Source organism: Bradyrhizobium ingae (assembly GCF_055791185.1).
In genome coordinates this window covers 17860-43717 of record NZ_JBVUBB010000035.1, presented here as the reverse complement: position 1 = coordinate 43717, position 25858 = coordinate 17860, and the positions used below count along the sequence as shown (strand labels likewise).

General features: G+C 64.8%; 20 protein-coding genes. 8 read left to right on the top strand and 12 right to left on the bottom strand.

Annotation, left to right across the window (positions count from 1 at the left end; translation table 11 throughout):
- Window positions 1–9 precede the first annotated feature (9 nt).
- The 3 genes from ACV1FX_RS33505 to ACV1FX_RS33495 form a co-directional block, all read right to left on the bottom strand.
- Window positions 10–840 carry a formate/nitrite transporter family protein gene (locus tag ACV1FX_RS33505; RefSeq protein WP_473121814.1) on the bottom strand — a complete coding sequence of 277 codons (831 nt, stop codon included), beginning with the start codon at window positions 838–840 and terminating at the stop codon, window positions 10–12.
- A 346-nt stretch (window positions 841–1186) separates the two neighbouring features.
- A complete protein-coding gene (locus ACV1FX_RS33500) occupies window positions 1187–2356 on the bottom strand; it encodes a CmpA/NrtA family ABC transporter substrate-binding protein (protein WP_473121813.1) in 1170 nt (389 codons plus the stop codon).
- Window positions 2353–2943, bottom strand: a complete 591-nt coding sequence (locus tag ACV1FX_RS33495; protein WP_473121812.1) for an ANTAR domain-containing response regulator — start codon at window positions 2941–2943, stop codon at window positions 2353–2355. The genes ACV1FX_RS33500 and ACV1FX_RS33495 overlap by 4 nt, the downstream gene beginning before the upstream one ends.
- Window positions 2944–3055: 112 nt before the next feature.
- Between ACV1FX_RS33495 and rimO the strand changes: the two genes are divergently transcribed.
- The gene (gene rimO / locus ACV1FX_RS33490; protein ID WP_473121811.1) at window positions 3056–4381 is read left to right on the top strand and encodes a 30S ribosomal protein S12 methylthiotransferase RimO; all 1326 of its coding nucleotides are present in this window, start codon (window positions 3056–3058) and stop codon (window positions 4379–4381) included.
- A 19-nt stretch (window positions 4382–4400) separates the two neighbouring features.
- On the opposite strand, the gene ACV1FX_RS33485 is transcribed toward rimO, so the two are convergent.
- Together ACV1FX_RS33485 and ACV1FX_RS33480 are read right to left on the bottom strand one after the other, a co-directional pair.
- Window positions 4401–5663 (bottom strand): methyl-accepting chemotaxis protein, encoded by a 1263-nt coding sequence (locus ACV1FX_RS33485; RefSeq protein ID WP_473121810.1) that lies wholly within the window; start codon window positions 5661–5663, stop codon window positions 4401–4403.
- An 85-nt stretch (window positions 5664–5748) separates the two neighbouring features.
- Complete coding sequence (locus ACV1FX_RS33480; RefSeq protein ID WP_473121809.1) at window positions 5749–6699, bottom strand: hypothetical protein; 951 nt, start codon at window positions 6697–6699, stop codon at window positions 5749–5751.
- A 552-nt stretch (window positions 6700–7251) separates the two neighbouring features.
- On the opposite strand from ACV1FX_RS33480, the gene ACV1FX_RS33475 reads away from it, so the two are divergent.
- The gene (locus ACV1FX_RS33475; protein ID WP_473121808.1) at window positions 7252–8448 is read left to right on the top strand and encodes an acetylornithine transaminase; all 1197 of its coding nucleotides are present in this window, start codon (window positions 7252–7254) and stop codon (window positions 8446–8448) included.
- A gap of 131 nt (window positions 8449–8579) precedes the next feature.
- On the opposite strand, the gene ACV1FX_RS33470 is transcribed toward ACV1FX_RS33475, so the two are convergent.
- From ACV1FX_RS33470 to pcsA, 3 genes are all read right to left on the bottom strand, one after another.
- Complete coding sequence (locus tag ACV1FX_RS33470) at window positions 8580–9554, bottom strand: quinone oxidoreductase family protein (RefSeq protein WP_473121807.1); 975 nt, start codon at window positions 9552–9554, stop codon at window positions 8580–8582.
- Window positions 9555–9645: 91 nt separating this feature from the next.
- On the bottom strand, window positions 9646–10371 hold the full coding sequence (locus ACV1FX_RS33465) for a TerC family protein (protein ID WP_473121806.1): 726 nt from the start codon (window positions 10369–10371) through the stop codon (window positions 9646–9648).
- A complete protein-coding gene (pcsA, locus tag ACV1FX_RS33460; protein WP_473121805.1) occupies window positions 10368–11093 on the bottom strand; it encodes a phosphatidylcholine synthase in 726 nt (241 codons plus the stop codon). The genes ACV1FX_RS33465 and pcsA overlap by 4 nt, the downstream gene beginning before the upstream one ends.
- Before the next feature lie 132 nt (window positions 11094–11225).
- Between pcsA and ACV1FX_RS33455 the strand changes: the two genes are divergently transcribed.
- Complete coding sequence (locus ACV1FX_RS33455; RefSeq protein WP_473121804.1) at window positions 11226–12410, top strand: UbiH/UbiF family hydroxylase; 1185 nt, start codon at window positions 11226–11228, stop codon at window positions 12408–12410.
- A gap of 35 nt (window positions 12411–12445) precedes the next feature.
- Here ACV1FX_RS33455 and ACV1FX_RS33450 read toward each other — a convergent pair whose 3' ends face one another.
- Window positions 12446–13399 carry an AEC family transporter gene (locus tag ACV1FX_RS33450; RefSeq protein ID WP_473121803.1) on the bottom strand — a complete coding sequence of 318 codons (954 nt, stop codon included), beginning with the start codon at window positions 13397–13399 and terminating at the stop codon, window positions 12446–12448.
- A 106-nt stretch (window positions 13400–13505) separates the two neighbouring features.
- Here ACV1FX_RS33450 and hspQ point away from each other — a divergent pair, with 106 nt between their 5' ends.
- On the top strand, window positions 13506–13838 hold the full coding sequence (hspQ, locus tag ACV1FX_RS33445; protein WP_027523411.1) for a heat shock protein HspQ: 333 nt from the start codon (window positions 13506–13508) through the stop codon (window positions 13836–13838).
- Between the two features lie 80 nt (window positions 13839–13918).
- On the opposite strand, the gene ACV1FX_RS33440 is transcribed toward hspQ, so the two are convergent.
- Window positions 13919–14737 (bottom strand): invasion associated locus B family protein, encoded by an 819-nt coding sequence (locus tag ACV1FX_RS33440; RefSeq protein WP_473121802.1) that lies wholly within the window; start codon window positions 14735–14737, stop codon window positions 13919–13921.
- Window positions 14738–15005: 268 nt separating this feature from the next.
- Here ACV1FX_RS33440 and ACV1FX_RS33435 point away from each other — a divergent pair, with 268 nt between their 5' ends.
- The 3 genes from ACV1FX_RS33435 (at window position 15006) to ACV1FX_RS33425 (ending at window position 19669) form a co-directional block, all read left to right on the top strand.
- Window positions 15006–16829 carry an extracellular solute-binding protein gene (locus ACV1FX_RS33435; protein ID WP_473121801.1) on the top strand — a complete coding sequence of 608 codons (1824 nt, stop codon included), beginning with the start codon at window positions 15006–15008 and terminating at the stop codon, window positions 16827–16829.
- Between the two features lie 28 nt (window positions 16830–16857).
- Window positions 16858–18360, top strand: coding sequence for an AMP-binding protein (locus ACV1FX_RS33430; RefSeq protein ID WP_473121800.1), 1503 nt, complete (start codon window positions 16858–16860; stop codon window positions 18358–18360).
- A gap of 85 nt (window positions 18361–18445) precedes the next feature.
- A complete protein-coding gene (locus tag ACV1FX_RS33425) occupies window positions 18446–19669 on the top strand; it encodes a GGDEF domain-containing protein (protein WP_473121799.1) in 1224 nt (407 codons plus the stop codon).
- Between the two features lie 6 nt (window positions 19670–19675).
- Here the strand turns inward: ACV1FX_RS33425 and mfd are convergent, their stop codons facing one another.
- Window positions 19676–23194, bottom strand: a complete 3519-nt coding sequence (gene mfd, locus ACV1FX_RS33420; protein WP_473121798.1) for a transcription-repair coupling factor — start codon at window positions 23192–23194, stop codon at window positions 19676–19678.
- Window positions 23191–23481, bottom strand: a complete 291-nt coding sequence (locus ACV1FX_RS33415; protein ID WP_473121797.1) for an FAD assembly factor SdhE — start codon at window positions 23479–23481, stop codon at window positions 23191–23193. The genes mfd and ACV1FX_RS33415 overlap by 4 nt, the downstream gene beginning before the upstream one ends.
- 246 nt (window positions 23482–23727) lie before the next feature.
- On the opposite strand from ACV1FX_RS33415, the gene recG reads away from it, so the two are divergent.
- Entirely contained in the window at window positions 23728–25836 is a 2109-nt protein-coding gene (gene recG / locus ACV1FX_RS33410) for an ATP-dependent DNA helicase RecG (RefSeq protein ID WP_473121796.1), read from the top strand.
- The last annotated feature ends 22 nt before the right edge of the window (window positions 25837–25858 follow it).

The following is a 25858-nucleotide window of genomic DNA, read 5'->3' as shown; positions in this document are numbered from 1 at the left end:
TAACTGGACCTACTCTGCTGGCTGAACCGCGACCTGCGCCACTTCGGCCGGCGGCTTTACGGGCTTGTACGTTGCGTAGAGGGCAAGACCGGTGAACACGAATCCGCCGACGAGATTGCCGAGCGTCACGGGAATCTGATTCCAGAGCCACCAGTCGGTGATGGACACTTTCGCGCCGAGCAGCATGCCGGTCGGGATGACGAACATGTTGACGACGGCGTGCTCGAAACCGAGCGCGAAGAACAGGAAGATCGGCAACCAGGTCGCCGCGATCTTGCCGACCGTCGAGGTCGAGGTCATCGCCATGACAACGCCGAGGCAGACCAGCCAGTTGCAGAGGATCGCCTTGACGAAGACGGAGACCATGCCGGCGGTGCCGATCGCGGCATTGCCGATCGTCTTGGCTTCCGCCACCGCAACGATGCGCGCGGCGACGCCGGCGACTTCAACCTTGCCCATGTTGGTGAGCGAGATCGCAATCAGGGCACCGAAGGCGAGGCTGCCGAGCAGGTTCGCTACGAAGACCCAGGACCAGTTGGCGATCACCGCATTCCAGGTGGCTTTGCCCTCGAGGCGGGCGAGCGGCACGATGGCGAAGCTGCCGGTCACGAGTTCAAGCCCGAGCAGCACGATCATCACGAGGCTGACGGGGAAGATGAGTGCACCGACGATCGGCTGGCCGGTGGTGACGGCGCCGGTGAAAGCGAGCGTCGTGGCAGCACCCAGGAGCGCCCCGGAAATCGCGCCGCGGATCAGGAGGTCGCGCGGACCGAGTGCCAGCTTCTTCAGGCTGGCATCAACCATCGAGGCCACGACGTCAGAGGGTTTTGCGTAATCCATATCGAAGCTCCAGCGCCGCGCGGGCGGCCACAACGGGTTGAAACGGCGTTGACCGCTGGGAGCACGATTTCAGGCGCACGTAGCCTGACCGGAACCCGGGGCGATCCGATCAGCCTCGTTGCTGCGGAAATCCATCATGGACTTGGGGCCGCCAGCTTCCACGCTGGTCGGCTTATTCCTTCCTATTCAAGGAGTGTGCCAACGCAGCATAACTCTGGAATTTGTGTAAAATCAGTAGGTTATATCTGTGTGCACCGCATGAAATGGATCAGCATTCATGCCGCTTGGGGCAGCAATAGCCCAAAGTTTAAGCTTCGAATCGCTCAGCTTAATATTTAAGCAGAAACTAGCGAGCGCGGCGCGGGACCTCGAAAGCGGCGAGATAACCGGCCAGATCCTGGGGGTCCAAGGCCGGTCCGGCGAAGGCCCCGAACGAGCCGCCCGTGGCATCCTTGCCGCCTCCCCCTGGGCCGACCGCGGCGTCGTAGAGGTCGGGCCGGAATACGCCCATGGCGGTCTTTAGCGCAGTCTCGCTGAGCTCGGTCTGACCCCAGCGCACCATCTGCGCATAGAGCCAGGCAGCCTGGACAGGTTCGGGCCGCCCTGCCCCTTCACGACCAACGAGGAGATAGCGGCCGCTCTCTCGCAGAGTGCCGTCGGGCGAGATTTTCAGGCGGCCACCAAGGGTGCGCCGGATCACTTCGGCATCGACGCCAAGCCGCTCCGGCTGCGCAAGGAGGCGCGCGGTCTCGTCGCGATTGTCTGGATGCTCGATGAACTCGGCAGCCTTCACCGCGGCACGCACCAGCGCGGCTACCGCGTCGGTGTGCTTCTCGGCCCAGGTCTGACGCACGGCCAGGACCTTCTCGGCGGCGCGAACCAGAATGTCGGAGACGAAATGCAAGATGTGACCGATACCGAGATCGACCGCGACCGAATTCCAGGGCGCGCCGACGCAGAACGCATCGACATGGCCGTTGGCGAGACTGTCGACCATGTAGGGCGGCGGCAGCACCACGAGACGCACGTCCTCATCGGGATCAACGCCGGCCGCCGCCATCCAGAACCGGAGCTGGTAATTGTGGGTGGAGAACGGGAAGGTCATGCCGAAGGTCAGCGGCTCAGCCCCTGCCTTGCGCCGTTTCGCCACAACGCGCGAGAGCGCCTTGGCGGTCGCCATCGGATCGAAGCGGTCGCCGTCGATCTCTTCCATCAGCGCGGCGTGAAGCGGCGGCGAGACCGTGATCGCGTTGCCGTTGATGCCGAGGTTGAAGGGAGCTGCGATCGGCACCTTGACGTGGCCGAGCCCCAGTGACGATGCGATCGCAACCGGTGCCAACAGATGGGCGGCATCGAATAGGCCGATATTGAGCTTGTCGCGGACGTTGGACCAGGAGACCTCGCGCACCAGTTCGACCTCGAGCCCTTCGGCCGCGGTAAACCCCTTGTCGACGGCAACGATCAGCGCTGCGGCATCGACCAGCGGGATGAACCCTATGCGGAGCGGTCCGGTCATTTCAGCATCTCCGACGCGGTGATGATCGACTGGGCGATTTCGCCGATCTTCTTCTTTTCGCGCATCGCGGTGGAACGCATCAGCACGTAGGCCTCGTCTTCGGTCAGGCCCTTCACCCGCATCAATATGCCCTTGGCGCGCTCGATGATCTTGCGGTCCTCGAGCTGCGATTTGGTGCGCTCCAGCTCCTCCTGGAGTTTCGCAAAAGCGTTGAAGCGGGACACGCAGAGGTCGAGGATCGGCTTGATACGCTCTTTCTTCAACCCGTCGACGATATAGGCGGATACCCCCGCCTCCACGGACGCCTGGATCGAGGCCGAATCGCTCTGGTCGACGAACATCGCGATCGGCCGCCGCACGGCGCGGCTGACCTGGAACATCTGTTCCAGGACGTCGCGGCTGGGGTTTTCCAGATCGATCAGGATGATATCGGGGTCGACCGCATAGATGCGCGCCAGCAGGCTCTGCATCTCCCGGATATGCATGACCTGGGTGAAGCCCGCCTCCCGCAACCCCTCCTCGAGGATCGCAGCCCGGATCGGGCTTTCGTCGACAATCACGATTTTAGGCGACTGTTCGGCGCTCATTGCTCACTCACCACCCGGCGAGGCATCCATAGCACGCCGGAGCCCCATGCAAAGGGTTGTAATTGTGGGCAATTAGGACTAGCTGCAAGCGGTCAATCAGGCAGATTTAGGTATGGATCAGACGGCTGCGCCCAAGGTCAGCTTCGTTTCGCTCGGGTGTCCCAAGGCATTGGTGGATTCCGAGCGCATCATCACGCGGCTGCGCGCCGAGGGCTACGAGCTTGCCCGCAAGCATGATGGGGCCGATATCGTCATCGTTAACACTTGTGGCTTTCTCGACAGCGCCAAGCAGGAATCGCTCTCGGCGATCGGCGAGGCAATGGCCGAGAACGGCAAGGTCATCGTGACCGGCTGCATGGGCGCCGAGCCCGAGCAGATCGAGCAGGCCTATCCCGGCGTGCTCTCGATCACGGGGCCGCAGCAATACGAATCCGTGCTCGATGCCGTGCACCGGGCTCTGCCGCCGGCGCACAATCCGCATCTCGACCTGGTGCCGCCGCAGGGCATCAAGCTGACGCCGCGCCACTACGCCTATTTGAAGATCTCCGAGGGCTGCAACAACCGCTGCACCTTCTGCATCATCCCCAAGCTGCGCGGCGACCTGGTATCACGCCCCGCCAATGACGTGCTGCGCGAGGCCGAGCGGCTGGTCGGCGCCGGCGTCAGGGAGCTACTCGTCATCTCGCAGGACACCTCGGCCTATGGCGTCGACGTCAAATATGCCGAGAGCCCGTGGAAGGATCGCCAGGTCCGCGCCAAATTCCTCGACCTCGCGCGCGAGCTCGGCGAGCTCGGGGCCTGGGTGCGGCTGCAGTATGTCTACCCCTACCCGCATGTCGATGAGGTCATCGCGCTGATGACCGAGGGCAAGGTGCTGCCCTATCTCGACATCCCTTTCCAACACGCGAGCCCTGAAGTTCTCAAAGCAATGAAGCGTCCGGCGGCGCAGGACAAGACGCTGGCGCGGATCAAGCGCTGGCGCGAGGAATGTCCCGATCTCGCCTTGCGTTCGACCTTCATCGTCGGTTTCCCCGGCGAGACCGATGCGGACTTCGCCTATCTGCTCGACTGGCTTGACGAAGCCGAGATCGATCGCGTCGGCTGCTTCAAATACGAGCCGGTCGCGGGCGCAACCTCCAACGCGCTGCCCGGCGCGGTGCCGGATGAGGTGAAGCAGGAGCGCTACAACGCATTGATGGCGCGCCAGCAGAAGATTTCCGCGCGGAGGCTCAAGCGCAAGGTCGGCACCCGCCAGCAGGTCATCATCGACGAGGTCGGCCCGACCGTTGCGAAAGGCCGCTCCAAGTCAGATGCGCCCGAGATCGACGGCGCGGTGTATCTGTCGAGCCGCCGCCCCTTGCGCGTCGGGGAGATCGTCACCGCCAAGATCGAGCGCGCCGACGCCTACGATCTGCACGGCAGCGTTGCGGGATTCTGATCTTCACGCCGGCCACGCGTTACGCGGCGCGCACGGCTTTCAGAAAGCCGGCCACCTTGTCGCGCAGCGCAACTGCGTTGCGTGACAATTCGCCGGCAGCGCCGAGCATGTCGTTGGCGGCAGTGCCCGTGGCATCGATCGTGTGCGTGACGGCATTGATGTTTGCGGCAACCCCGCCGGTGCCTGCCGCCGCCTGGCTCACTGAGCGCGCGATCTCCTGCGTCGCATGACCTTGCTGTTCGACGGCAATGGCAATCGACTTGCCGATATCACTGATCTGCCCGATCGTCCCGCCAATTCCCTGGATGGCAGCAACAGTATCATCCGTTGCACGTTGCATGGCGCTGATATGGGCGCTGATCTCTTCGGTGGCCTTGGCGGTCTGGCTGGACAGGCTCTTGACCTCGGCAGCGACGACCGCAAAGCCGCGACCGGCATCACCGGCTCGCGCCGCCTCGATCGTGGCGTTCAGGGCCAGAAGATTGGTCTGGCTTGCGATCGCATTGATCATCTCGGTGACGGCTCCGATCTTGGCCGCCGCCTCTGACAGGCTCTTCACGAGATCATTGGTGCGCGCGGACGCCTCCACCGCTTCGGCAGCGATGCTCGATGAGGTCGTGACCTGACGGTTGATCTCAGCAACCGAGCTCGACAGCTCTTCGGTCGCACCCGCCACCGACTGAACATTGGTCGACGCCTCGGACGATGCAGCCGCGACGGTCGAAACGCGTTGCGCAGCATTCTCGGCGGTCGAGCTGAGCGAGCTCGCCGTCACCTCTACGTCCTTCGCGGCCGACGACAGGGCATTGGCAATGGAGCCGATGGTTTCCTCGAATTCGCCGGCGAGTTTTGCGATAGCGCGCTTCTTCTCTTCCCGCGCGGCAATCAGCTCGGATAAGTCCCGCCGATAGCTGATGACGACGGGCTGGCCATCGATCTCCGCGGGAACGAGAGTGACCTGCACCGGCACCATCTGCCCATCCGCTCGGCGCGTGATCCATTCGAAACGGGCGTGGCCATCCTTCATTGCCCGCGCGAGCGTCTCCTTGACGCACTCCGACGAGCGGCGACCATCCGCCTGGAATTCGGGAGCCATATCGGCCGGGGACCGGGACAGCAGGTCGGCCTTGCTGCGATAGCCGCCAAACCTGACCGCGGCCTCGTTGCAGGCGATGATCTTGGGTCCCGCCAGCACCATGATCGCATCGACCGAACGTTCGAAAATTGCTTGCCAGATCTGGCCGTCGCGATCCTGGCTTGCTTGCCGCCCGAAAAATCTCATCCGCTCTCCCCATTCGAAGCGGACGGTGAATAGCAAGAAAACATTAACCAAACACTTATCGCACGACGAGCCGTTCGGAGCGAGATCAGCCTGCAGCCAGCCAGGTCGGCACCCAGCGCTCCGGCCGCGGCGCCCGGGCGAGGTCCGCCTTCGCCTCGGACAGCTCCGCCGGGACGTCGTCGATCGTCGGGCGCTCGTCATAGTCGAAGCACGGCATGACGCGGCCGTCGGCGTAGAGGCCAAAATCCATCGAGTACCAAAGCCCGAGCTCCGGCTGCGCGCGGCGCATGTCGTCGCGCAACTCACGCAGCAACGGCTCGATCGCCTTTTCCTCCTTGAACGACTGCGGACCGGAACGCATGAGGCGCGCCTGATATTGCGTGCCGACGATCGCGACCTCGAACCGTGTCTTGTCCCAGGGATTTTTGCCTTTCGGAAGGTGCGCGGCGAGGCGCCAGCCGAGTTCGGCCATCATCGTGTGGTTGGCCCAATAGGTCTCGCGCTCCCTGCTCCATCTGTCGACGAAGCCACGAAAGTCGGGCAGGTCCGATGACGCCTCTTCCAGTGGCGCCAAACCGACACCGGAAAGTCGCCTCGCCAGCCACTGCGCAAGCTCGACCGTCTCGCATTCCACCTCGTCGTTGGGCGCCAGATCATGCCACGCACGCTCGAACTCCTGGCTCGCGAGCTTGGCGATCAGCCGCGGCAATGACGATGCAAGTATGTCGTATTCGCCTTCCGATCCAAGTCCCACGATGGGCGGATCGGCTCTGTCCAGGCCCTCACCATACCAGGCGCCGACGGCCGAGCCGTCCGGCAGCCGCATGAACAGGGCGAATTTGTCGCGTAAGGGGCTGCTGTCGAAGACCGGCGCGGTATCCGCGAACTGCCCGCGCAGATCGAAGCATCCGACACTGCCCCAGGGACGGCCCTCGAGCCAGCCTGCAAAATCGAGCAAAAGGGGCGGCGCCTCGGTGCCGGGCGGAAAGGCCCGGCGAATGCTGTCGACGTCGATACGATAGGAGGGATCGGACAAGGGAGCGCGCCTGACGGGATGGAGATGTCTTCTTGGTCGCGCAGGCCACCAGCCCGGTTCGAACCAAGCGGCGCCTGAAAGGTACAAACACGCGGGCGTGAAAATGGTTCGGCGCGGTCGCCATCGATGAAATCTGAATTCTGGGCTGATCCCGGGGCTTTTGCGGCCATTCTCGCTCTTGCCCTCGCTCGCCGCCACTCGACGGAGGCGTGGACGTCCTCACCGTCCGAGCTGTGCGAACAGTGCTCACAAGGGACGTGATCCACTTCGACCGGCTCATCGAAGGCTGCACGGTCGTCCTCACGAAGCAGCTTGACAAGCCCCGCCCTTCGCCTGTATGGCCGCGCCCCATGATCTCTTCTCGGACCCACCGCCGCGCAGCTTTCCGTCGTCGCACCCGCGACGATGATGGGTTGCGCCATGTCCGACGACGCCGCTGAAGCACTGACATCAGCAGAGTTTTCGAGAAGGCCGCACCCGCAAAGTGCGGCCTTCTCGCTTTTTCGCGCGTCTTTTTCCCTGAACTGTCCCTGCCCCCATGAGGAGTCTGACATGACCAAGGCTACCCATCCGTATCATGCGCTGATGGACATCACCGCGCGGCCGAAGGCCGTGTTCATCCGCGGCGCGGGCTCCTATCTCTGGGACGACAGCCGCAAGCGATATCTCGATTTCGTACAGGGCTGGGCCGTCAACTGCCTCGGTCACTCGCCGCCGGCCATTGCCGACGCGCTCACCGCGCAAGCCAAGCGACTGCTGACGCCGAGCCCCGCCTTCTACAACGAGCCGAGTTTGAAGCTCGCGCAGGCGCTGGTCCAGAACAGTTGCTTCGATCAGGTGTTCTTCGCCAATTCCGGTGCGGAAGCCAACGAGGGCGCGATCAAGCTGGCGCGCAAATTTGGCAGTCTGCACAAGGCCGGCGCGTTCGAGATCATCACGTTCGCAGGCGGCTTCCACGGCCGCACGCTCGCCACCATGTCGGCATCGGGCAAGAAGGCATTCGAGCCACTGTTCGAGCCGAAAGTCTCGGGCTTCAAGAAGGCGACGCTGAACGACATCGCCTCCGTCGAAGCGCTCGTCACTGCGAACACCGTGGCCGTGATGCTCGAGCCGATCCAGGGCGAAGCCGGCGTGTGGCCCGCGACCGACAAATTCCTGCAGGACCTGCGCGCGCTCACCAAGGCGCACGGCCTCTTGCTGATCCTCGACGAGATCCAGACCGGCGTGGGCCGGACCGGAAAGCTCTTCCACTATGAACATGCCGGGATCACGCCCGACATCATGACACTCGGCAAGGGCATCGGCGGCGGCGTGCCGCTCGCCGCGCTGCTCGCGACCAAGCACGCCTCATGCTTCGAGCATGGCGACCAGGGCGGCACGTTCGCCGGCAATCCCGTGATGTGCGCCGCAGGGCTCGCGGTGCTTGAGGAAGTCGGCAAGCCGGAGTTCTTGAAAGCCGTCGCCGACACGGGTCTGCTGCTCGAAAGTGCGTTGCAGAAGGTCTCGGCGCGGCACGGCCTCGGCGAGGTGCGCGGCCGCGGCCTGCTCCTGGCACTCGACTTGAAACTGCCGATCGCGTCTGCGATCGTCGCGCAGGCATTCGAAGAGGGTGTCCTCCTCAACGCGCCGCAGGTCGACACGCTGCGTTTCATGCCCGCGCTCAACGTGACGCGCGAGGAGATCGCCGAGATGATCGATTGTCTCGACGGGATATTGACCAAGGCGGGCGCGGCACGGCGGGTGGCGTAAGGTTTACGCCCCTGCCCCGTCGTCATGGCCCGGCCTGTCCCGGCCATCCACGCTTCGCCACGATTCACGAAGATCGTTGATGCCCGGGACAAGCCCCGGCATGACGTCCCTCTTGGACAGCGGCGCTGCGCCTACGGCTTCAAGATCGAAGCCCCCGTGGTGGCGCGGCTCTCCAGATCGATATGCGCCTTCGCCGCGTCCTTCAGCGCATAGGCGTGGTTGATCGGCACGTGCAGCTTGCCGCTGATCACGGCGGCGAACAGTGTGTCGGCGCCTTCCAGCAATTCCGAGCGCTTACCGATATAGTCGTTGAGCTTCGGCCGGGTGGCAAACAGCGAGCCGTGATTGTTGAGCTCGGCGATCGCGAATGGCGGCACCGGACCTGAGGCATTGCCGAACGAGACGAACATGCCGCGCGGCTTCAGGCAGGACAGCGAGCCGGGAAAAGTCGCCTTGCCGACGCCGTCATAGACGACGTCGCAGCCCTCGTTGCGGCTGATCTGCTTTACGCGCGCGACGAAATCCTCCTCGTTGTAGAGGATGACGTGGTCGCAGCCATTGGCCTCGGCAAGCTCCGCCTTCTGACGCGAGCCGACCGTACCGATCACGTGCGCCCCGAGCGCCCTCGCCCATTGGCAGGCAAGCAGGCCGATGCCGCCGGCGGCGGCATGGATCAGCACGCGGTGATGCGGCTCGACCTTGAAGGTCTTGTGCAGGAGGTACCAGACGGTGAGCCCCTTGAGCATCAGCACGGCGCCCTGCTCGTAGGTGATGTGGTCGGGCAGCTTGACCAGCTTCTCCCAGGGGATGTTGCGCTCGCCGGTGTAGGCACCCAGATTGTGGTAGTAGGCGACGCGGTCGCCGGGGTGGAAATTCGTCACACCGGGACCGACCGAGATCACCTCGCCCGCCGCCTCGTTGCCGGCGATGAAGGGCAGTCCTGGCGCCTTGTAGAGGCCGGTGCGGAAATAGACGTCGATGAAGTTCAACCCGACCGCGTGCTGGCGAATGCGCACCTCGCCCGGCCCCGGCGCCGGCACGTCGACGCTCTCATAGACCAGGACCTCGGGACCCCCGACCTGGTGCACCCGGACGGCTTTGGTCATCACCTGACCTCCTCGTTCTTGTTGAACGCAAGCGAAAGCCATCACGCCTGCCTTGTCAACTCGACGCACGAATCCGACCGGACAAACCCGGCTATTTGCCGGCCTTCCTGCGATTGCGCTTGGCCAGCACGTTGAAGAACTCGACCGCCGCCGAGAACGCAATTGCGAAGTAGATGTAGCCGCGCGGAATGTGAAACTTGAATCCGTCGGCCACCAGCGCGACGCCGATCAGCACCAGAAATGCCAGCGCCAGCATCTTCGTGGTGGGATGCTCGGCAACGAATCGCGCCACCGGTCCAGAGGAAATGTACATCACGAGGCAGGCGATCACGACGGCCGCGATCATGATCTCGAGGTCCTGGGCCATGCCGATCGCGGTGATGATGGAATCCAGCGAGAACACGATGTCGATGACGACGATCTGGGCGATCACCCAGAAGAAGGCGCGGCGTCCGGAATTGTCCTCGCCCCCCTCGTCATCCGCATCGACCTCCGCATGGATCTCGTGGGTCGCTTTCGCGATCAAGAACATGCCGCCGCCGATCAGGATGAGGTCGCGCCAGGAGAAATCATATCCCCCGAGCGAGAACACCGGCTGGGTCAGACCGATCAGCCAGACCAGTATGCTGAGCAGGATGATGCGGAACACCAGGGCCAGCGCGAGTCCGATCTGGCGGGCGCGGTGCGCCTGTTTCTCGGGAATGCGCGAGACCATCACCGACAGGAAGATGACGTTGTCGATGCCGAGCACGATCTCGAGCGACGTCAGGGTGAGAAGAGCGGCCCAGGCTTCCGGGCTGGTGATGAGATGAATCATGCGAAAGATCTTGCCATCCTGATCACGGCGTCGCTGCCGACAATCCAGAGCGCAATTGCGCACAGCGCGATCTTCGCAGCGGTGCCGACCTGGAAGTCCATCTCCAGTGCATAAAGGCCAAGCGCGGCCCAGATCACGATCAGCGACATGGTGAGCCAACGCAACCGCACCACGCGCACCGGATGCAGCACGTGGAAGGGAACGAAGGTCAGGACGACCAGCGCGGCGACCAGCAGCGTAGACCACAGCGGCGGCCAGTGCAGCAGGAACAGATAAAACGCCGCAGCATTCCACAGCGCCGGAAAGCCGCGAAAGTGATTGTCCTCGGCCTTCATGCGCAGGTCGGCGAAATACAGCGCGCTGGTGACGATGATGGCGACGCCCAGTAGCGGCGCTGCGACCGGCAGCAGCAGGCCACTCGCCACGATCGCATAGGCTGGCACGAACACATAGGTGACGAAATCGACCACGAGGTCGAGTACGTCACCCGACCAGTTCGGCTGCACATTCTTGACGTTCAGCCTGCGCGCAATGGGGCCGTCGATCGCATCGATGATCAGGGCGACGCCGAGCCATTGAAACATCGCCGCCCAATGCTCGCGCACGGCTTCCAGCATCGCCAGCAGCGCGACTGCCCCGCCGAACGCCGTGAAGATGTGCACGGAGAAGGCTGCGGCACGGGCGGCCGGCGTGGGGTTGAGAGAATCCTGCGGGGTATCCATGGCTGGCGCAGTGCTATCAGAATGAGAACGATTTGCACATAAGCCGCGGCGACATCCGGCCGCGCAATTTCGCGACAAATTCGCGCGAAACAGCGGCTTGAATTTACCGCCGGGCATGTCAAATGTCCGGTCATGACAGATCTAGCAGCACCTTTTGACGTGGCCGTGATCGGCGGCGGACCGGCCGGCGTCGCGGCGGCCATCGCGCTGGCGAAGTCCGGTGCGCGTACGGCGCTGGTGGCGCGGCGCGCGCCCTATTCCGACAATCGCACCACCGCGCTGCTCGGCGGCTCCGTCGAATTCCTGGACGGGCTCGGGGTCTGGTCGCGTTGCAGCGACAAGGCCTCACCACTCGAGGCGATGCGGCTCGTTGACGATACCGGCCGATTGATCCGCGCGCCGGAGGTGCGGTTCTCCTGCCATGAGATCGGGCTCGACGCGTTCGGCTACAACATCGACAACCGCTCGCTGATGCAGGCGCTGGAGGCGCGCGCCACCGAGCTTGCCAATCTGGTTCGCTTCGATGACGAGGCCGACAGCGTCCTGACCGAGGCTGAGGATGTCGCGATCCACACCGCCGCCGGGCAGTATCTGACCGCGCACCTCGTTGTCGGCGCCGACGGCCGACATTCGCTGTGCCGCGAGGCCGCCGGCATCGAGGTCACGCGGCACGATCTGAAGCAGACGGCGCTGACCTTCAACGTCAGCCATTCCCGGCCGCATTGCAACGTCTCGACCGAGTTCCACACGCCGCATGGGCCTTGTGTGTTCGTGCCGCTGCCCGGCGATCGTTGCAGCATCGTCTGGGTGACCTCGCCTGCGGAAGCCGAGGGGCTCCGCGCCTTGAGCGACGAGGAGCTCTCGACAGCGGTCGAGAAGCAATCGCATTCCATCCTGGGCCGGATGAGCGTGGAACCGGGCCGCAACCTGTTTCCGCTGGCGATCGAGCGACCGAAATCCTTCGCTCGCGACCGCATCGCGCTGGTGGGCGAAGCGGCCCATGTGGTTCCCCCGATTGGCGCGCAAGGTCTCAATCTGGGCCTGCGGGATGCCGCCGATATCGCCGGGCTCGCCGGAGAGGCGATCGCGGCAGGTCGCGATCCGGGAGCGGACGAGGTGCTCAAGCGCTACGACTGGGCGCGCCGCCCGGACATCTTGAGCCGCACCTTCATGATCGATATGGCGAACCGTTCACTGCTGAACGATTTCCTGCCGCTGCAGCCGGTTCGCGCCGTCGGCATGCACCTGCTCGGGGCCATCGGCCCGTTGCGGCGCTTCGCCATGCGCGAGGGGCTGGCGCCGACGTGGCGGCGCTAGATCGGCGGCGGTCATTTAGCGGCCCCAGCCTTGCGTCACGGAAATGCAAGCCGTCCGGTCTGGATGAACCACATCACGCTGGTCAGCGTGACTACCGAGGCGAACGTCCCGAGCAGCACCGCAACCGATGCGGATTCGATCCAGGCATCGTTCTGGCGCGCGATGACGAACACGTTCAGCGCGGGCGGCAGCGAGGCCATCAGCACGGCGGTCGCGGCCCAGGGCTGCGCGAACGGGCCGAACGCCAGCATCAGCGCAAACGACGTGAGCGGATGGATCAGCAGTTTCACTGCGATCACGCCCGGCACTTCCCAGGGTACGCGATCGAACGGCCGCAGCGCCACGGTGACGCCGAGCACGAACAGCGCCGTAGGAGCCGCAGCATTTTGCAGGAAGGTGATGGTGCGATCGAGCGCGACCGGCAGCTCGACATGGAGTGCCGCGACGGCCGCGCCAAAGCAGGCCGACATGATCAGCGGGTTGAGCAGGATCTGCTTCAGCACGACGCCGAAAGCGTGCAGGATCGAGGGATGATCACGGTCGGAGAGCTCGATCAGGAGCGGCACGATCGTGAACAGGAAAATGCTGTCGCAGCAGAAGATCAGCGCGGTGGGCGCCGCAGCCTTTGGTCCGAGCACAGCGAGCGCGAGCCCCGGGCCCATATAACCGATATTGCCATAGCCGCCGGAAAGCCCCGCAAGCGTCGCCTCGCGCAACGAGAGCCGGCCAAGGACCTTACCCACCACGAGCGCAATGCTGAACGCGGCAATCGTCGATAGCGTGGTCGCAACCAGAAACGGCGGGTTGTTCAGCTCGGAGAACGGCGTCTTCGACATGATCGCAAAGAGCAGCGCCGGCAACGACACGTAGAGCAGGAAGAAGTTCATCCAGGCGAGGCCCGATTCCGGTAGGGATTTGGCCTTGCCGCAGGCGAAACCGACGAAGATCAGACCGAAATAAGGTAGGGCCAGATTGAGGATATCGACCATTTATGAAGTGATGTCTGAGGCAATCAGGGCTATCCGCCCGCCCTCTGCGGGTTAATTCCAAGCAAGGCCACTAGCATCGGCCACAATCCTGGTCTATCGACGAAGCATGATTAAAGCACGGACCGCAAAATTCCAGATCGGACAGGTCGTGCGCCACCGGATATTCTCGTTCCGGGGCGTGATCTTCGACATCGATCCGGAATTCAACAACACCGAGGAATGGTGGCTGTCGATCCCCGAGGAGGTCCGGCCCCACAAGGATCAGCCGTTCTACCATCTGCTGGCGGAAAACGCGGAGTCCGAATACGTCGCCTATGTCTCCGAGCAGAACCTGTTGCCCGACGATTCCGGCGAGCCGATCCGGCATTCGCAGGTCGCCGAGATCTTCGTGAAGGACAAGTCGGGCGGCTATCGCCCGCGCAATCCGTCGCTCAACTGATCCGTTTGGAATTCGGCCAATCAAGCCAATAAAAAAGGCGCTCAACCGAGCGCCTTTTTCGTGTTCTTGTGTCGGCCCGATTACTTCTGGGCCGAAGGCGCCGGCGTTGCCTGGCCGCTCTGCTCGAGCTTCTTGCGCTGCTCGTCGGCCTTCTTCTGCAGCTCTTCCTGAAGCTTCTTCTGGTTCTCTTCGAACACCTTCGGATCGGTCGGCGGACCGTCATAGGCCTTGGCAAACTCGCCCGCGAGCGGCAGCGGCAGCGTCAGCGGCGCGCCGTTGGCGTTGATGGCCTGAACCACGAGGTTCTGCCCCTTCTTCAGGTTGGCGATGAGCTCGGGGGTTGCTTCATAGTCCGACATGCAGCCGTTGGCGAAGCAGATCACGTACGGGCTCTGCAACGGCGGATTGCTGTCGACGATGATGCGGGTGCCGTGCACGAGCTGCATGCCGAGCGGCAGCGTAACGCGAAGAATTTTCTTTGGCTCGCCTTCTGGCTCGATGATCACGGCGGCGATCACGGGCTGACCGGACTCGATGCGACCGTCCTTGCCGGTGAAACAGACCTGCTTGGCATTGGCATCCTGGCCCTTCAGGCAGAATTTGGTCCAGGGCGCGTAGATCAGCTGGATCTGCTGCTGTTGCTGGTCGGCCGGCGGTGCGCCGGCTGCCGGAGCGCCGGCGGCGGGCGCCTGGCCCTGGGCCTGCGGCGCCGGTGCGGCGGGCGCAGGCGCCTTGGGAGCGGCCTTCGGCGCGGCTTTCGGAGCAGCCTTCGGTGCCGCCGGAGCAGGCGTTGCGGTCTGAGCCTGGGCGGCGAAGGGAACAACAAGTGCCGAGGCCGTCAGCAGGGCGAGAAGGCGCCCGCGCGGCCGGACCGACGCGGCCAAAATACGAAAATTCATTGCGGAAAACCCTTTCTGAACGGGAAGTGCCCGAACCGCTCCTGAGCACCGATACCGAGCCGCCTTGGCGCGGCTGTCTCCCCATCAATAGAGGCGGAAACGTGACAAGTTCGACGCTCCTGCGCGATTGCCCGCCTTCTTAACGTGGCGGACGAAAAGATCAATGCCGACAAGCATGTTTGAAGTGGGCAGAGAGACTTAAGACGAAGGCCTATGTGCTAGGTTCGGGGGGTGATCGGTCCCCGAATCAATCCGCGCGCCGTTGTTCATGCTTGAGAGCCTGCGCCTGCCAACAGCGGCCTGCGTGGCGATTGTTCTCGCATGTGCGGGCCCGACGTCCGTTCCGGCCAACGCGGCCGAAAGCTACGCCATTGCCATGCATGGCGAGCCGGCACTGCCGCCCGATTTCACCCATATGCCCTACGCCAATCCCGATGCGCCCAAGGGCGGCCGGCTGATTTGGTCGGTGCTCGGCACCTTCGACAGCCTCAACCCGTTCATCGTCAGAGGCATCGCGGTCCAGCAGGTCCGCAGCTACGTCGTTGAAAGCCTGCTCGCACGCGGCAATGACGAGGCCTTCACGCTGTACGGACTGCTCGCCAGGACCGTCGAAACCGACAACGACCGGACTTACGTGACATTCCATCTCGATCCGCGCGCGCGGTTCTCTGACGGAACACCGGTCCTCGCCGATGACGTGCTGTTCTCCTGGCAGCTCCTGCGAGACCATGGCCGCCCCAACCACCGGCAATATTACACCAAGGTCGCCAAGGCGGAGGCGCCGGATCCCCTCACCGTCCGCTTCGATCTCACTGGCGCCAATGACCGGGAACTGCCGCTGATCCTGGGGCTGATGCCGATCCTGCCCAGGCACGCCGTCGATGTCGCGACCTTCGAGGAGACGACGATGAGCGGCCCGATCGGTTCGGGGCCGTATCGTGTCAGCGCAGTTAAGCCCGGCACCAGCGTGACGCTGACCCGCAATCCCGACTATTGGGGCCGCGACCTGCCGGTCAACCGTGGCCTGTACAATTTCGACGAGATCAGGCTGGATTATTATCGCGAGGCCAACGGCCAGTTTGAAGCCTTCAAGCGCGGCCTCTACGACTTTCGCGTCGAAACCGAGCCGCTGCGCTGGCATGACGCTTACGACTTTCCCGCCGTGAAGACCGGCCAGGTGATCCGCGACACCATCAAGCCGGGTGTGCCGCAGCCCTCGGAATTTCTGGTGTTCAACACCCGCCGACCGATGTTTGCCGACATCCGCGTTCGCCAGGCGCTGACGCTGTTGTTCGACTTCGAGCTGGTCAACCGCAGCTACTTCTTCGGGCTCTATTCGCGCGTGGCCGGCTACTTCGCGGGCTCGGACCTATCCGCCTATGGCCGCCCCGCCGACACGCGCGAGCAGGAGCTCCTGAAGCCGTACGCGGCGCAGATCCGGCCGGATGTCATGGACGGCAGCTACCGCCTGCCCGTGACCGACGGCTCGGGGCGCGATCGCGCCACGCTACGCGCAGCGCTGAAGCTGTTGTCGGAGGCGGGCTACGATCTCGACGGCACAGTTCTGCGCAGCCGCGCGACCAAAGCGCCCTTCACCTTCGAGATCCTGGTGACCACGCGCGACCAGGAGCGCATTGCGCTCGCCTTCGCCCGTGACCTCAAGCGCGCCGGCATCGAGCCGACCGTGCGTTCGGTCGATCCGGTACAGTTCGACCAGCGCCGGCTCGGCTACGAGTTCGACATGATCCAGAACCGGTGGGACCAGTCGCTCTCGCCGGGCAACGAGCAGTCGTTCTACTGGGGCAGTGCCGCCGCCGACAATCCCGGCACCCGCAACTACATGGGCGCGAAGGACCCGGCTGTCGACGCGATGATCGCAGCTCTTCTGGAGGCCCGCGATCACGCGGATTTCGTCTCCGCCGTGCGGGCCCTCGACCGCGCCCTGATCGCCGGCTTCTACACGATCCCCCTCTTTAACGTATCGGAGCAATGGATCGCACGCTGGAATCGGATAGAACGGCCATCGGCTACCGCCCTGTCCGGTTATCTGCCGGAGACCTGGTGGCAGAAGATGGACGCCCCGCGCAAGTAACAAGGCAACCTGCAAGCGACGTGATGCCGTGAATCAGCCAGCCGTATCGCCGACGCTCGACACGCTGTTCCAGCGGACGCTCGCCCGCCAGCCGCATGCGCCTGCGCTGTACGATCCCCTCAACAAGATTCGTATCACCGGGCATCTGCCCAGGCGCTTGACTTACGCCGAAGCCGATCACGCGATCGAGGCTCTGTCCGCCCATTTCGTCGAATCCGGCCTGCCGGCCAACTCCGTGATCGCCGTGCAGCTGCCGAACACGGTCGAGTTCGTGCTCACGGTGCTCGCCGCCCATCGCGCCGGTCTCGTTGTCGCCGTGCTGCCGCTCCTGTGGCGGCACGCGGAGCTGACAGCGGCGCTCAACCGCACCGCGGCACGCGCGATCGTCACCATGAGCAAGGTCGACGGCGTGATCTATGCCGATCTAGCCATGCATGCCGCGGCGGAAGCCTTCTCCATCCGTCACGTCTGCGGCTTCGGCACCGACCTGCCGGAAGGCATGGCCTCGCTCGACGGTGTTCTTTCGCGCCCGCCCGGCACGACACGCAGCGTGATCCAGGACGGCCGCAAGGCTGCGATGATCTCCTTCGACGTCACTGCGGAAGGCTTTCGTCCGGTGCCGCGGCCGCATTTCAGCATCATCGCGGGCGGGCTTGCGATGTCGCTTGAAGCCGACATTCCGCAGGGCGCGACCATCATGTCGGCATTCGCGCCGATGTCGTTCGCCGGCCTTGCTTCTTCGCTTGCGATCTGGCTGCTCTCGGGCGGAACGCTGGCGCTGCACCATCCCTTTGACAGCGAGGTGCTCGAGCAGCAAGTCGACGAGCAGGGCTGCGAGGTGTTGATCGCACCTGCCCCGCTGGCCTTGCGGCTCGGTGAGGCCGAGCTCGCGGCGCGCATGCCGGGCTTGCGCAACGTCGTCGGCCTGTGGCGCGCGCCGGAGCAGGTCGCGGCAAGCGATGCCTGGATCGCGCCGCATGCGCCGCTAACGGACGTCTATTTGTTCGGCGAGGCCGGCCTGTTCGGAGCCCGGCGCGGCGAAGATGGCATGCCAATACCGGTGATGCCGGGGCCGCACGGCGCTCCACGGGAGCAGTCGGGCTCCTCCGTTGCCGGAGAGATCCTGCTGACGCCGAAGGGCACACTCGGCCTGCGCGGGCCGATGGTGCCGATCGCCGCCTACGCCCCGCCGCAACCGGTCGGCGATACGCTGATCGCCCAGCCGCCGCGCGACTATGTCGACACCGGCTATGCTGCACGGCTCGATCGCACCGGCGGCGCGCTCTGCATTACCGCCCCCCCTTCCGGCATCATGGCCGTTGGCGGCTATCGCTTCCTGTCGAACGACCTGCAGGAGTGGGCACGCCGGCTCGGCCAGGGCGCCCTGCTCACGGCGCTGCCAGACCGGCTCTCCGGGCACCGTCTGGCCGGGCGCGCCCAGGACAACGCAAGGGCGCGCGAAGCACTCAGCGAGCTCGGGCTTAACCCCCTGATGGTTGAGGCTTTTCGCGACCGCACCGAGCCCGCTTGAAGCGCTTTTCGTTGCTTGCGTTGACCGGGCATTAAGGCGGCCGGACTAGATTGCGCGGCATTCGTTTGCGTAATCAGAGCGTGAGATGTCCCAGGCGGGCCCGATCCTCTTTGTGTCCAATGCCCCGCGGCCGGCATTCATTTCGGCGCTTGATGAGGCCCGGCTTTTTCCCGTCATCGACAGCGATTGGGCGAGCGCTGCACGCGCCGTCGAAGAGGTCCAACCAGCATCTGTCGTCGCGGTGCTCGCCGGTGGGCATGAGCCGCATCTTGCTGCGGTCGCAAAAGCGATTGCGGGCCAGACGCTCTACCTTCCGTTGATCATAGTCGATCCCCGGACAGCCCTGCCCCATAATGCGCTGCCGTTCGCCCTACGCGGCAACAATTCCGACCGCCTCATCGCACGGCTGCGCGCCGCGATGCGCGTCCGCACGCTGCACGCGACCGTGCTGCGCCGCCTGCCGGAGGCAAAGGTCTCGCTGCCCGACTCCGACCCCGCGCGCGACGCCTCCGTGCTGCTGATCGGCCGCGGCTCCGCCTATCCGGCGCTGTCCGTTGCGCTCGGCGAGCGCATGGGTGTGATCGGCGCTCTCAGTATCGAAGCCGCCGCCAGGCATCTCAACACCCGCGACATCGACGGTGTCGTGCTCGCCGAAGGGTTTACCGCGCGCGTTGCGGACGCCTTCCTCACGGTGCTCGCGGAAGACACCCGCTTTCGCAATATGCCCGTGATCGTCACCGCGCATCAGCTCACCCAGACTTACGATCTGCCGAACCTCGAGCTCATCTCCGGCGAGCCCGCACAGATCGCGGCCAACGCATTGCCGCTGATCCGTCAGCACGCGATGGAAGCCCAGTTCAGCCGCACGCTGCGCTCGATCGACGCCGGCGGCTGGCTCGATCCGCGCAGCGGCCTGCTCACGCCTGAAGCCTTTGCCCGCGATTTTTCCAAGGCGGTCGAGCAGACGCTCGCCCGCGGCGGCGGCCTGTCGGTGGCGCGCTTTGCGTTCGATGCACACAATCCGCGCGCGCAGTTGGACGCCGCGCGAATCCTGAGCCGGCTGATGCGGCAGATGGATTTTGGCGCCGCGCAGAAGGATGGCTCCGTCATCGTGGTGTTCGCCGAGACCGATTTCCGGACCGCCCACATGATCGCGCGCCGCCTCTTCGCCGTGATGCGCCATACCTCGAACGGCAAGCGCGAGCCGCGCAATGAACCCGTCGTCAGTGTGGATTCGCTGTCGCCCTCGGATACCGCGCGGTCGCTGCTCGCGCGCTTGTCGGCGGAAGCTCCGCGCGCCGCATCCTGATCGCGCCTAAGCCGCCTTCTTGCTCGTGGCGAGCTGCGCGAGCTGGCGCAGGATCTCGGTCGTGCCCGCCAGCCGCTCTTCCGGCGTCTCCCAATCCTGGAAGAACACGACCTTCATGTCGGGCCGCACCTTCGCGGCCTCGCCGTGGCTGCGAATGAACGACACCAGGCGGTCGGGATGGGCGAAGGAGTTGTCGCGGAAAACGATGACCGCGCCCTTGGGGCCGGCATCGACCTTCTCGACATTGGCGCGCCGGCAATAGGCCTTGATCGCCGCGACCTTGAAGAGATACCGCACCTCGTCGGGCAGCACGCCAAAACGGTCTCGCATCTCGGCGGCAAAGTTCTCGATCTCCTCCTCGGTATCCAGATCGGCAAGCCTCCGGTAGAGCGACAGCCGCACCGAGAGGTCGCCGACATAATCTTCCGGAATGAGCACGGGCATGCCAATCGTGATCGACGGCGACCAGCGGTCGGCCGCGGGCTCGGAAACACCTGCCTTGAGGTTGACGATCGCCTCTTCCAGCATCGATTGATAAAGCTCGAAGCCGACCTCCTTGATGTGGCCGGACTGCTCCTCGCCGAGCAGGTTGCCGGCACCGCGGATATCGAGGTCGTGCGAGGCGAGCTGGAAGCCGGCGCCGAGCGTCTCCAGCGATTGCAGCACGGTGAGCCGGCGTTCGGCCTGCGCCGTGATCTTCTGCTGCGCCGGCAGCGTGAACAGCGCATAGGCGCGCAGCTTCGACCGGCCGACGCGGCCGCGGAGCTGGTAGAGCTGAGCAAGGCCGAACATGTCGGCGCGATGCACGATCAGCGTGTTGGCATTGGGGATGTCAAGGCCTGATTCCACGATGGTGGTCGAGAGCAGGATGTCGAACTTGCCGTCGTAGAACGCCGTCATGATGTCCTCGATCACGGCGGGCGGCATCTGCCCGTGCGCGACGGCGACCTTCATCTCCGGCACGTTCTTGTCGAGGAAGTCCTTGACCTCGGCCAAGTCATCGATCCGCGGCACCACGTAGAACGCCTGTCCGCCGCGATAGCGCTCGCGCAAGAGCGCCTCACGGATCATCAGGGGATCATGCGGGGCGACGAAGGTGCGCACCGCGAGGCGGTCTACCGGAGGCGAGGCGATGATCGAGAGCTCGCGCACACCGGTGAGCGCAAGTTGCAGCGTGCGCGGGATCGGCGTCGCCGACAGCGTCAGCACGTGCACCTCGGAACGCAACGCTTTCAGCCGCTCCTTGTGCGTGACACCAAAGTGCTGCTCCTCGTCCACGATGACGAGGCCGAGATCGCGGAATTTGATGGCCTTGCCGAGCAGCGCATGGGTGCCGACGACGATATCGACCGATCCGTCGGCGATGCCCTTCTTGACCTGGTTCAGCTCCTTGGTCGCGATCAGGCGCGAAGCCTGCGCGACGTTCACCGGAAAGCCCTTGAAGCGCTCGGTGAACGTTTTTGCATGTTGGCGCGCCAGCAGTGTGGTCGGAACCACGACCGCAACCTGCTTGCCTTCGAGCGCAACGGCAAACGCCGCGCGGAGCGCAACCTCGGTCTTGCCGAAGCCGACGTCGCCACAGATCAGCCGGTCCATGGGACGACCGAGCTCAAGGTCCTTCAGCGTGGACTCGATGGCTCCTAACTGGTCCTCGGTCTCGTCATAGGGGAAGCGCGCGCAGAACTCGTCATAGAGCCCCTGCTGCACCGGCAGCTTGGGTGCCTCGTGCAGATGGCGCGCGGCCGCGATCTTGATCAGCTCACCTGCGATCTCGCGGATGCGGTTCTTCAGCTTCGCCTTGCGGGTCTGCCAGCCGCTGCCGCCGAGGCGGTCGAGCTCGACCGTGGTCTGATCGGAGCCGTAGCGCGAGAGTAGTTCGATGTTCTCGACCGGCAGGAACAGCTTGGTCTCGGCCGCATAGTGCAGCTCTAGACAGTCATGCGGCGCGCCGCCGACCTCAAGGGTCTGCAAGCCGACGAAGCGGCCGATGCCGTGATCGACATGGACGACGATATCGCCGGCGCTGAGGCTCGTCACCTCCGAGATGAAATTGTCGAGCTTCCGGCTCGCCTTGCGCGGCCGCACGAGGCGGTCGCCGAGGATATCCTGCTCGCTGATGATAGCGATCTCGTCGGTCTCGAACCCGCTTTCGAGGCCGAGCACGGCGAGCATGGTTTCGTTGCGCGGGGTTGCCTGCACGGTGCGCCAGCTATTGACGCTGGTCGTATGCGTCAGCTTGTGGTCGCGCAGCATCGAGATCATGCGGTCGCGCGAGCCCTCGGTCCAGAGCGCCACGACGACCTTTTTGCGGGTGGCCTGCAAGGCCATCACATGCGCCACCACAGCCTCGAAGACGTTGACGGTGGTGTCGTTGCGCTCGGGCGCAAAGTCGCGGCCCTTGCGCGCGCCGGCATCGATGACGCTGGCGCCGTCGGCGGGCACCGAGAACTGCGTCAGCCGCACCAATGGGATCGCGCCTTCACGCTTTCCCCATTCCTCTTCGGTCAGATACAGCCTGTCAGGCGGCAGCGGCTTGTAGACGGCGCCGCCGGTCGGATGCTCCAGCGCATCGCGGCGCGCCTCGTAATAGTCGAGGATCTGCTTGAAGCGTTCGCGGATCGCGTCCTCGGCCTGCGGCTCGATCGCGACGGCTGCACCTTGCAGATAGTCGAACAGGGTGTCCATTCGCTCCTGGAACAACGGCAGCCAATGCTCCATGCCGGGATGGCGTCGGCCTTCGCTGACGGCCTCATAGAGCGCATCATCGCGCTCCGGCGCGCCGAATTCGGCGACATAGCCCATGCGGAAGCGGCGGATGGTCTCGGTCACGAGCTGGAATTCCGAGACCGGCACCAGATCAAGCGAGCGCATGTCGAGCAGCGTGCGCTGCGTCTCTGCGTCGAAGGAGCGGATCGACTCAAGGCTGTCGCCGAAGAAGTCGAAGCGGACGGGCTGGTCGAGGCCAGCCGGGAACAGGTCGAGGATGCCGCCGCGCACGGCATATTCGCCGGGCTCGCGCACGGTCGAGGAGCGGTTATACCCGTTGTGCTCCAGCCAGGCGACGATGGTATCCATCGGCACGACATTGCCCGGCGCAAGCGACAGCGCCTGCGCCGCCACCAGATCGCGCGAGGGCACGCGCTGCACGACGGCGTTGACGGTGGTCAGCACGATCAGCGGCTTGTCGCTGCCGGTGAGCGAGGCGAGCCGCGCCAGCGTCGTCAGGCGCTGGGCGAGGATGCCGCCGTGCGGCGAGACGCGGTCATAGGGCTGGCAGTCCCAGGCCGGGAACTGGAGCACCGGCAGGTCGGGCGCGAAGAATTGCAGCGCGCGTTCGAGCTGCTGCATGCGCGGCCCGTCCCGGCAGATCACCGCGAGGCTAACGGCGGACTTCTTCGGCCGCGCCGCGATCGCACGGGCAAGATCGGAGACAACCAGCCCCTCGGCTCCCTCGGCGACATTGGCAAGTGTCAGCACACGGCCGGGCGCGAGCAATTCGGCCGGCGATTTCAACCCCTGTTTCATAGGTTGCGATCCGCGACCGGGAACGCCTTGATGCGGGCAAACAGTGCGCCGGCGACATCGGGTGGCAACACCTTGTCGCCGGTAATGGCGGCATAGAGGTCGGGATCGTTGACCTCGAGCAGGTGCTCTAGCTCGGTCAGTTCACCCTCGGACAGATTGCCGATCTCGGCGTCCGCAAAGCGGCCGAGGATGAGGTCCATCTCACGCGTGCCGCGGTGCCAGCAGCGGAACAGAAGCCGCTTGCGCCGGTCATCCAGGCCGCCGCTCGATCGTGTTGTTCCCGTCATTTCCAAGGATCCAGTCAAACGCCAAAAGCCCGGACGTGCCGGGCGGGGGTGATATAGCGGCTGAGGTCGCCCGTGTCAGCCCTTTGTTGTGCCCATTTGTTTCAGTTCGTCATTGCCGGGCTTGACCCGGCAATCCATCGTCCTTGAAAGATGGACGCGCGGGCCCCGGCTTCGCCGGGCCTACGATCTTGGGCCGGCGAAGCTTCAGCGAAGACGGCAAGCCCGCGCATGACGAATGTTGCACGAATGCGCCCCAGCCTGCTCAATCCGTTGTTTGCTCTCGTGACCAGCCTGCCCGGCGTCGGGCCGAAGCAGGACAAGCTGCTGCGCTATCTGCTCAGCCGTGATGAGACGCCGCGGCTGGTCGATCTGCTGCTGCATCTGCCGAGCAAGGTCATCGACCGCCGGGCGCGGCCGAAGATTCGCGACGCCGCGCAGGGAACGTTGGTGACGCTGGAGGTGACGATCGATCGCCACCGCCCGCCCCCACCACGCAATGCGCGCGCGCCCTATCTCGTCTACGCCAGCGACGATACCGGCGACGTCGTGCTGACCTTCTTCCGCGCCAAACCAGGCTATGTCGAAAAGCTGCTGCCGGTCGGTGAGAAGCGCTACGTCTCCGGCACGCTCCAGATGTACGACAGCATCCCGCAGATCGTGCATCCCGACCGCGTTCTGGACGAGGAAGCCATCTCCAAGCTCTCCGGCATCGACCCGGTCTATCCACTCACCGAAGGCCTGGCGCTTGGCTCGCTCCGCCGCGCGATCGCGCAGGCGCTGCAAAAGCTGCCGGCTTTGCCGGAGTGGATCAGCCCTGAGGTGCTGCGCCGCTGCCACTTCCCGCCCATCGCGGAAGCGCTCACCCGTGTGCACCAGCCGGTCGAGCTCACCGACGTGCTGCCGGACCAGCCATTCTGGTCGCGGCTTGCGTTCGACGAATTGCTCGCCGGCCAGCTCGCACTGGCGCTGATCCGCGCGCAATTGCGTAGGCCTGCCGGCGTGCGCAATGCCGGCGACGGTCATTTGCGCAACAAGATCATCGACGCCCTTCCCTACGCGTTGACGCCGTCGCAGCGCAACGCCGCGGCCGCGATCGCCGAAGACTTGACACAGCCCGTGCGCATGCTGCGCCTGCTTCAGGGCGACGTCGGCTCCGGCAAGACGGTGGTGGCGCTGCTGGCTGCGGCGGCGGTCGCCGAAGTCGGCAAGCAGGCCGCGCTGATGGCGCCGACCGAAATTCTGGCGCGCCAGCACATCAAGACCATCGCCCCGCTCGCCGAACGCGCGGGCTTGCGGGTTGCGATCCTCACCGGGCGCGAGAAGGGCAAGGAGCGACGCGACCTCCTTGCGCGGCTGGCAGATGGCGAGATCGATCTTCTGGTCGGAACCCATGCGCTGATCCAGGACGACGTGATCTTCAGGGCTCTCGCTCTTGCGGTCGTCGACGAGCAGCACCGTTTCGGCGTCCGCGAGCGGCTGGCGCTGACGTCGAAGGGCGACGCGGTCGACGTGCTGGTGCTGAGCGCCACACCCATCCCGCGCACGCTGGTCCTGACTTATTTCGGCGACATGGATGTCAGCGAGCTGTGCGAGAAGCCGGCGGGCCGACAACCGATCGATACCCGGGCGGTGCCGATGAGCCGGCTTTCGGAGGTCATGGATGGCGTCGCTCGCGCGCTGCAATCCGGCAAGCTGGTCTACTGGATCTGCCCCTTGGTCGAGGAATCCGAGGCCGAGGGCACCGAGCATCTGACCAATGCGACCAAGCGCTTCGAGAGCCTGCAAAAGCGTTTTGGCGATCGCGTCGGGCTGGTCCACGGCCAGATGAAGGGCACGGAGAAGGACCGCGTGATGGCGCAGTTCGCGGCGCACGAGATCGGGCTTCTGGTCGCCACCACCGTCGTCGAGGTCGGCGTCGACGTGCCGGCCGCGACCATCATGGTGATCGAGAACGCCGAACGCTTTGGCCTTGCGCAACTACACCAGTTGCGCGGCCGCATCGGACGCGGCTCGGAAGCCTCCACCTGCCTCCTGCTCTACTCGGAGCCGCTCGGCGAGATGTCGAAAGCGCGGCTGAAGGTGATCCGCGAGACCACCGACGGCTTTCGGATCGCCGAGGAGGATTTGAAGCTGCGCGGCGAAGGCGACGTGCTGGGCGTGCGCCAGAGCGGCCTCCCCGGCTACCGGATCGCGCGTTCTGAAGTCCACAGCCAGCTCATCACGCAGGCACGCGACGAGGCGCTGCGTATCATGAAGGACGATCCGAAGCTCAAGGGCGAGCGCGGCGAAGCGCTGCGGTGCCTATTGTATTTGTATGAGCGGGACGAGGCGATCCCGCTGATCGGAGCGGGTTGATGCTGATCGGCCGGCTTTGCCC